The organism is Myxococcus sp. AB025B, from assembly GCF_006518215.1.
Lineage (GTDB): Bacteria > Myxococcota > Myxococcia > Myxococcales > Myxococcaceae > Myxococcus > Myxococcus fulvus.
In genome coordinates this window covers 19,723-27,109 of record NZ_SRLW01000129.1, presented here as the reverse complement: position 1 = coordinate 27,109, position 7,387 = coordinate 19,723, and the positions used below count along the sequence as shown (strand labels likewise).

The window sequence follows — 7,387 nt, the reverse complement described above, 5'->3', positions numbered from 1 at the left end:
CGTCCACGTCGGGGAACTCCTCGGCTCCTCTGTCAGGAGGAGACCGGTTCGGTTGGTTTCACCGAGGAGCTTCCCTCTTTCCCGCTCGTCCCTCCTCGCCATCTACACACTTATAGGGACACGACCCCCCTGGCCACCCAGCGCCGACAACGCGACCACCACCAGCACCCGCGCGCCGTTGTCCCCCAGGAGTTTGCCGAAGCGGTGCCCCGCCCGTTCCAGGTCCGCGAAGTTCGCCGCCTCCTTCGACTCGTCCATGAGCCGTAGGAACCCCTGCCCGAGATTCCACACCGGCCCGGTCCCCAGGTACGCAATCAACGACGCCGTCAGCGCCACCGCGACGAGCTTCGTGATGGGCTCCGGCGCGACCAACATCACCAGCGCCGTTCCAATCAGGGATGTCACCATCGCTCGCAAGGCAGCCGCGTTCACCACGTCATCGAGCGCCTCCTCCACTCCCTCCCAGACCGTGTCGAGCGCGAAATAGAGCGCCATCATCCTGCGCTCCATCGGCCCCAGCGCGAGCCCTCCCGCCAACATCCCCAGGCAGTTTCCAGGGTCGTCCTGCCGCTGGCAGATGCGCTCGTACTCCGGAGAAACCGCGCGCCCGCGCGCCCCATCCACGAATCCATCCGAGGACGCGAGCAACGAGCGCCGGAGGTCCTCCTCCTCACTCTCCCTGAACGCCACATCCAGCTTCATGTCGAGCACGAGCCGGGAGACCACCTCTTTGAAAGCGTCTTCTTCGATCTCGACCGGCGCTGACTCCACCGGCGTGTAGGCGATGGACGTCCCAGGCCCGGTCCTCAGGTTCACGACCCGGGACGCTGAACACCCGACACCGAGCAACAGCAGTGCGATGAACCCCTGGAGCTTCATGTCTCTTCCCCCCAGCCCTGACGCCAATGCCTCGGGCGGTGCGGTGCGACATAACAGTCCAAACAGACAACCTCAAGGGTCACCAATTCGACGAGTGACTCCATGCATCTTTCCACTTCCACTCCAGCGGCAGCGCCACCCGGCACTTGAGTTCCCGCCCCGCGCTCGCCCAGGATGTCCGCATGCGCGCCCTGCTGCTCCTCGCCGTGCTCCTGGCCTCCTTCGCCCAGGCCCAGACGGCCCGTCCCTCGTCCCTGATTCCGAACTTCGACGACGCCCGCGACAAGGCCCCCGAACGCTCGTGCGACAAGGACTGGAGCGGCCGCGTCACCTGGGGGCTCTGCACCCTCTCCCGGCAACCCGACGCGCTCTGGTTCCTCGAGAAGAACGACGCCCTCATTCGCGGCAGCTCCAAGGCGTGCGGCCAGAACCAGGCCATCAAGAGCCTCACCCTGTCGAGCTGCGGCAAGCCCGACGCCACCATCGTCGACGCCACGCCCTGCGCCGCGCGGATCACCACCTGCCTGCATGAGCTCGGCACGGGCCTCATCGCCGTGGAGCACTACGACGTCGGCAACTCCACCACCTACGTGCGCGTCTACGACGTCCCCAACCGCAAGCGCCTCACCTCCGAGCAATGGACCAACGGCTGCACCTCCAGCGCCTGCTCCGTGGGCTCCCTCCAGGATGTCGATGGCGATGGCCTCCCGGAAATCGTCTTCCGCCAGTCCCGCGAACCCACCGCCCGCCCCGAGCGCATCCTCAAGTGGAGGGGCGCCTCCTTCCAGGACGTCGGCCGCTTCCTCTGGAAGGGCCAGCCCACCCAGGCCCGGTAGACTTCCCGACACTCGGAAGGTTGGCGACCCGTAACGTCGCCCACAGGGCTCTTGCCGGGCCGCACCTCCGGCATGACCTTTCACCTTCCATGACGACGGACCTCTCCCGCCTGCCCACACGCGGGCCCCAGGGCGCCTTCCACGTCGTCGTCGAGTCGCCTCGCGGCTCGACGGTGAAGCTCAAGTACGACACCGCGCTCTCGGCCTTCTCGCTCTCGCGCCCCCTCACCCGGGGACTGCGCTACCCCTTCGACTGGGGCTTCATCCCCTCCACCCTCGGCCCGGACGGCGACCCGCTCGATGCCATGGTCCTGTGGGACGACTCCACCTGGCCCGGCGTCGTGCTGCCCTGCCGCGCCCTCGGCGTCCTCCAGGTCGACCAGAAGAAGAAGGACGGCCAGCCCGGTGAGCGCGAGCGCAATGACCGCATCCTCGCCATCCCCACCCAGGCGCCCCGCGCCGAACAACTGCGCACCTACCAGGACATCTCCAATCGCGAGCGCGATGAGCTCGCGCACTTCTTCCTCACCGTCGTCCACTTCGCCGACAAGGACGCCCGCGTCCTCGGCTGGGAAGGCCCCGGGGCCGCCGAGCAGATGATTCGCACCTACGCCGCGAAGGGAGGCTGACCCCATGGCTCAACCCACGCCCATCCGAGGCCTCGGCCCCGACAGCGAGCTGGGACAGGCCGCGCGCCGCATCCTCGCCGGACGACTCGCCGATGTCCGCAAGCCGGAGTCCAAGCTCAACGGCACCATCGACGACGACGCCGTCCACGACATGCGCGTCGCCACCCGCAGGCTCCGCGCCGCCCTCCAGGTGTTCCGCCCGCTGGGTGGACTCACCAAGCTGGAGCACGAGGTGAAGCGCCTCCAGGACGCGCTGGGCGACGTGAGGGACCTGCACGTCCAGGCCTCCTGGCTGGAGGACGTCGCGAAGAAGGCGCGCCGGGAGAAGCCGGAGACGCGCAAGGGCATCGCCGCGCTGGGCAAGGCCCGGCTGTCCGGCCTGGAGTCGCGAGAGAAGCGACTGCGCTCGGAGCTCAAGCGCTGGTCGTCCCGCACCCTGCCTCGCATGCTGCGCAAGGTGGATGGGCTGGAGGATGACCACCGCTTCGGCGGGCGCCGCGTGAAGGAGCCCCTGCACTGGCGCGTGCGCCGCGTGCACAAGCGGATGAAGGTCTACATGGACGCGCCCGACGCGACCTCCGCCCATGTGCTGCGCAAGGAACTGAAGAAGCTGCGCTACGAGCTCGAAATCTTCCAGCCCGCCTTCCGACGCACGCTCGGCGCGCTGACCGAGATGCTCGTCCCGCTCCAGGAAGGACTCGGCGAGCTGCACGACGCGGACGTCCGCCTGGAGGTCTTCGAGCGGCTCGCCGCGGGCGGCAAGCCCCAGGAGCGCAAGGCGGCGCGCGCCCTGCTCCCCCTCATCCGAGAGGGCCGAGCCAGGCGCTCCGCCGAGATTGCCCGCGAGCTCCAGCGCTGGCACGCCGAGGACATCCCCCGGCGGCTGCTCCAGGTCCTCTCGTAGCGCGAGCGGGCTCAGGGAGCCGGGGCGTCGAAGAGGGCCTTCTGGATGGGCAGGGCCTCCTCCAGGTGCCCCTGCACCGCCTTGCGCTGCACCATGAGCATCTGGCGCAGCGCCTCGTTGTCCGACTGGGACAGCAGCAGGGAGTCCAGCAGCATGGCCGTGCGCGCATGGAGCGCGAGCTGCACGTCCATCAGCGCCAGGTCGAAGCGCGTCCCCTCCAGCGAGTCCATCTCCGCCATCATGTGCTGGGCATCCGCCATCAGCATCGAGGACAGCTCGCTGTCCGCGGGTCGCAGCTCCTGGTCCACGGCCAACAGGCCCAGCTCCTCGCGCGCCACGGTGTGCTCGGTGACCATCTTCACGCTGAAGTCCCGCACCGACGCGGTGCTCGCTCGCGACTGCCCGAGAGCCCCGAAGGCAATCTCACTCTCGTTCGCGACCTGCATCACCCGGAGGATCTGCGCGTCCGTGAGTTCCACCGTCCGCGTGCTGAGCCCCGGCACCGGGCTCTCGCTCGACTCGTTCATGCAGCCCGTCGCCAACACCACCACGCCCGCCAGCAGCGCGCCCATCCACCCTCTCACCCCGTGCATGTCCCCTCCCCGTCTTCCACCCAGGCTGGCGGAGGTTGGGGAGGGGCAGGTGCGAGCGGTATGGGCGCGGGAACCGTTGCCACTGTCCGGCGGACGATAGGTGCCCGACCGGCGGCGCTCAGCCGTCGCAATCCAAGGGACAGCTCTGGTGCGTCTCCGCACCGGTGCAATAGCCGTCACCACACCCGTCAACCGGAGCGTCGCAGTCCGCCGGGCAGCTCTGGTGCGTCTCCGCACCGAGGCAAGCGCCGTCCCCGCACGTGTCCGTTGGAGGCTCGCAGTCCGCCGGACACGTCACCCAGTCCTCGCCGGAGCCGCACTCCCCATTCTCCTTGCAGAGCGCGGGCTCCTGCGGGTCGTCCCACAGGGACGCGGACGCGCTGGCGGCCTGCTCGGGGGCTTGCTCGACGGCTCCACCACAGCCCATCACCACGCCCAACCCCAGTGCTCCCAGGATGACGACGAGACGCTGCTTCATGATGAGACCTCCTCGGATGTGAGGAGGCCTTTCGTATCACGAGGCGCTTTGCGACACCCCGTCACCGGAGCGATGGGGTTACTGTTGCGGTGTGGGTTGCGACTCCTGGAGTGGGGCGCTGGAGCCGGTGGGCCCACCTGGAGAGGTGGCCTCGATGCGCGTCGCCGTCGCCTCGCCCGTCTCATCCATGGTGTACGCGACGCGCACCTGGGCGCCCTCCGGGACGTCCTCGGCGACCGACTGCATGCCGTTCACCATCACCAGCGTCGAGGGACTCACCGTCAAGCGGAGCTGCGGCTCGCCGTTCTCGCTGAGCAGCACCTCGGTGTCGGAGGCTCGCACCACCTCGCCGATGAACTGTTGTTCGGCGCCGAGCTGGGCCCCGGAGGAGGCCGTGCTCCCCTGCCCCGTCCCCGTGGGCGGGACGGGGAGCATGACCATGGGCTGCTGGGTGACTGCCCCGGTCTGCGTCTGGGTGCCGGTGGTTCCGGTGGAGGTTCCGGACTGCGACTGTGTCTGGAGGTCGGTGGAGGGCGCGGTGGCCATGGGCTGCTGCTGCGTATCCGCGGTGGGCTGCTGTGGCTCCGCCGTGCCGAGGATCTGCTCCTGCTGCTGCCGTGCATCGAGCTGCTCGAGGGGCGAGAGCGGCTGGGGCGGCTCCTCGACCGGCTGCGAGGTTTGCGCCGAGCTGCTCGAATCGGTCGAGGGTGACGTCCGCGGTTCACCCGCCGCGGAGGAACCTCCGATTCCGTGCTCCGTGGTGGACTGGGACTGGGACGAGACCGAGGGGCTCGATGATGAGGTCTCCGAGCCCGAGCCACCAACCGCCGCCGCGCTGGACTGTCGCGCCTGTTGCTCCGCGCGCAGCTCGGCCTGCCGCTCCGCCGCGCGCTCCGCCTGCCTTTCCGACTCGATGTCGCTGGCGTCGTCCGTCAGCGTCCCCGTGGCGCCCGCGCCTTGCTGGGCCTGAGCCTGCTGCTGCGCCTCACTGGCCTGCTGTGCATCCGCGCCTGGCTGTCCCGCCTGTGCTTGCTGCTGAGCGTCCGCGCCTTGCGGTGCCGTCTGTGCTGTCTGTTGCGGTGTCTGGCCCGATTGAGCCGCCTGTGCGGACTGCTGTCCCGCCTGCGCCTGTTGCCGTGTCGGGTCCACCTGACCCGCCTGCGAAGCCTGCGGCTGTGTCTGTCCCGCCTGTGCGGCTTGTTGCTGAGCTGCGGTGGCCTGCTGTCCCGCTTGCGTGGCCTGCCGCTGCGCCTCGCTCGCCTGCGTGGCCTGTTGAGCCGCGGTGGCCTGCTGTCCCGCCTGCGTGGCCTGCTGCTGTGCCTCGGTCGCCTGCTGTCCCGCCTGCGCGGCCTGCCGCCGTGCATCCGCCCCCGCCTGAACGCCCTGCTGCGGCCCCGCCTGCCCCTGGCCCGGCTGCTGACCAGCCTCGGCCGACTCCTGCCCGGATGCACCGGCCTGCTGTGCCTCCGCCGACTCCCGGTCAGCCCGACCCTTCGCTTCGTCCAGCTCGCGCTGCTCTCGCTGGACGTCCTCGCGCGCCTGGGCGGCCTGCTGTTGCTGCTCATCCGCCTGCGACGACTTCGACCGACATCCCGTGACGAGCAACGCGGCGCCCGCGGCCACCGCCCACTTCGCGCGGAGCTTCATGAGTCCTCCTGTCGTGACTGCCCGAAAAAAGAAACATGGGAAGTCATCGAACTCCGCCAACCCACGCCCTCTCCGGGCGGCCGTCCACTCGGCCGTCCTGCATCGGGCAGCCCACCTCACGACGCCCTACCCTTTCCGGGACTTTGGGGATAAGGGGCGCACCCCCATGCACGCCTGCGGACTCGACTTCGGAACCAGCAACACCGCGGCGGCCCTGCCCGACGGCACGGTGCTGTCCCTGCAACCCCACACCTCGGAGCCCCGCCTCTATCGCTCGGTCATGTTCTTCCCGGACGACGAGCGCGAAATCTACACGGGCGCCGACGCCATCAACCGCTACCTCGAGGACAACACCGGACGCTTCATCCAGTCCGTGAAGTCCTTCCTCCACTCCAGCTCCTTCCGCGCCACCCAGGTCAAGGGCCGCACCTTCACCATCGAGGACCTGGTCGCCATCCTCCTGCGCCGCGTGCGCGACGCCGCCGGCGCCCACATGGGCACGCCCCCGGAGGCCGTCATCCTCGGCCGCCCCGCCGTCTTCACGCCGGACCCGGACGCGGACGCGCTCGCCCAGAAGCGCCTGCACCGCGCCGCCGAGCTCGCCGGCTTCCAGCACATCGAGTTCCTCATCGAGCCCATCGCCGCCGCGCTCGCCTACGAGGCCCAGCTCACCCGCGACGAGCTGGTCCTCGTGGCCGACTTCGGCGCCGGCACCACCGACCTCACCCTGATGCGCCTGGGCCCCTCGCGCCGGGGCGCCAAGGACCGCCGCCCGGACGTCGTCGGCTCCACCGGCGTGCGCATCGGCGGAGACCGCTTCGACGCCGAAATCATGCGCCACAAGCTCTTGCCCCGCTTCGGCGCCGGCTCCACGTACCGGGTGCGCGGCCTGAGCGACAAGCGCCTGCCCATTCCGCAGCACATCATGGCCAAGCTGCTGTCCTGGCACGAGATGTCCTTCATCCGTGAGAAGTCCACCCAGGAGCTGCTCAATACGATGATGGAGACCAGCGACAAGCCGGCCGAAATCGAGGCCCTCCACGACCTGGTCGTGGACAACCTGGGCTATCGCCTCTTCCGCGCCATCGAAGCCGCCAAGGTGCGCCTGTCCCGCGACGACGTCGCCACCATCGACTTCGAGGAGGCCCGCATCAACCTCCACGAGCCCATCACCCGCGCCGAGTTCGACGCCTTCAGCAAGCCGCTGCTCGACGAGCTGGAGCAGTGCACCCAGGGCCTGCTCGCGCGCCACCCGGAGGCCGAGCACATCGACGCGGTGTTCCTCACCGGCGGCTCGTCGCAGATTCCCGCCGTGCGCCAGCTCTACGTGCGCCGCTTCGGCGAGGAGCGCGTGCGCACCGCGGATGCTTTCACGTCCGTCGCCGAGGGCCTCGGCCGCGCCTCCGCCACCCTGGGCTGAG

The 7,387-nt window shown here is 69.6% G+C and carries 8 protein-coding genes; 4 read left to right on the top strand and 4 right to left on the bottom strand.

Features of this window, described 5'->3' with window-relative positions; genetic code table 11:
* Positions 1-102: 102 nt before the first annotated feature.
* Positions 103-879, bottom strand: coding sequence for a hypothetical protein (locus FL311_RS21920; protein WP_228556992.1), 777 nt, complete (start codon positions 877-879; stop codon positions 103-105).
* Between the two features lie 182 nt (positions 880-1,061).
* Here FL311_RS21920 and FL311_RS21915 point away from each other — a divergent pair, with 182 nt between their 5' ends.
* The 3 genes from FL311_RS21915 (at position 1,062) to FL311_RS21905 (ending at position 3,248) form a co-directional block, all read left to right on the top strand.
* Complete coding sequence (locus tag FL311_RS21915) at positions 1,062-1,715, top strand: hypothetical protein (protein WP_141327604.1); 654 nt, start codon at positions 1,062-1,064, stop codon at positions 1,713-1,715.
* Between the two features lie 89 nt (positions 1,716-1,804).
* Complete coding sequence (locus FL311_RS21910) at positions 1,805-2,344, top strand: inorganic diphosphatase (RefSeq protein ID WP_141327603.1); 540 nt, start codon at positions 1,805-1,807, stop codon at positions 2,342-2,344.
* A gap of 4 nt (positions 2,345-2,348) precedes the next feature.
* Complete coding sequence (locus FL311_RS21905) at positions 2,349-3,248, top strand: CHAD domain-containing protein (protein ID WP_141327602.1); 900 nt, start codon at positions 2,349-2,351, stop codon at positions 3,246-3,248.
* Positions 3,249-3,259: 11 nt separating this feature from the next.
* Here FL311_RS21905 and FL311_RS21900 read toward each other — a convergent pair whose 3' ends face one another.
* From FL311_RS21900 to FL311_RS21890, 3 genes are all read right to left on the bottom strand, one after another.
* Positions 3,260-3,841, bottom strand: a complete 582-nt coding sequence (locus FL311_RS21900; RefSeq protein WP_141327601.1) for a DUF4142 domain-containing protein — start codon at positions 3,839-3,841, stop codon at positions 3,260-3,262.
* A gap of 118 nt (positions 3,842-3,959) precedes the next feature.
* Entirely contained in the window at positions 3,960-4,319 is a 360-nt protein-coding gene (locus FL311_RS21895) for a tenascin-X (protein WP_141327600.1), read from the bottom strand.
* A gap of 78 nt (positions 4,320-4,397) precedes the next feature.
* Positions 4,398-5,966 carry a hypothetical protein gene (locus FL311_RS21890; RefSeq protein WP_141327599.1) on the bottom strand — a complete coding sequence of 523 codons (1,569 nt, stop codon included), beginning with the start codon at positions 5,964-5,966 and terminating at the stop codon, positions 4,398-4,400.
* A 166-nt stretch (positions 5,967-6,132) separates the two neighbouring features.
* Here FL311_RS21890 and FL311_RS21885 point away from each other — a divergent pair, with 166 nt between their 5' ends.
* Positions 6,133-7,386 (top strand): Hsp70 family protein, encoded by a 1,254-nt coding sequence (locus FL311_RS21885; RefSeq protein ID WP_141327598.1) that lies wholly within the window; start codon positions 6,133-6,135, stop codon positions 7,384-7,386.
* Position 7,387 lies beyond the last annotated feature (1 nt).

Bases quoted from the DNA above. Each gene is read 5' to 3' on its own strand.
- FL311_RS21885 (WP_141327598.1), top strand. From the start codon at position 6,133: ATGCACGCCTGCGGACTCGACTTCGGAACCAGCAACACCGCGGCGGCC.
- FL311_RS21900 (WP_141327601.1), bottom strand. From the start codon at position 3,841: ATGCACGGGGTGAGAGGGTGGATGGGCGCGCTGCTGGCGGGCGTGGTG.
- FL311_RS21915 (WP_141327604.1), top strand. From the start codon at position 1,062: ATGCGCGCCCTGCTGCTCCTCGCCGTGCTCCTGGCCTCCTTCGCCCAG.
- FL311_RS21895 (WP_141327600.1), bottom strand. From the start codon at position 4,319: ATGAAGCAGCGTCTCGTCGTCATCCTGGGAGCACTGGGGTTGGGCGTG.
- FL311_RS21920 (WP_228556992.1), bottom strand. From the start codon at position 879: ATGAAGCTCCAGGGGTTCATCGCACTGCTGTTGCTCGGTGTCGGGTGT.
- FL311_RS21910 (WP_141327603.1), top strand. From the start codon at position 1,805: ATGACGACGGACCTCTCCCGCCTGCCCACACGCGGGCCCCAGGGCGCC.
- FL311_RS21905 (WP_141327602.1), top strand. From the start codon at position 2,349: ATGGCTCAACCCACGCCCATCCGAGGCCTCGGCCCCGACAGCGAGCTG.
- FL311_RS21890 (WP_141327599.1), bottom strand. From the start codon at position 5,966: ATGAAGCTCCGCGCGAAGTGGGCGGTGGCCGCGGGCGCCGCGTTGCTC.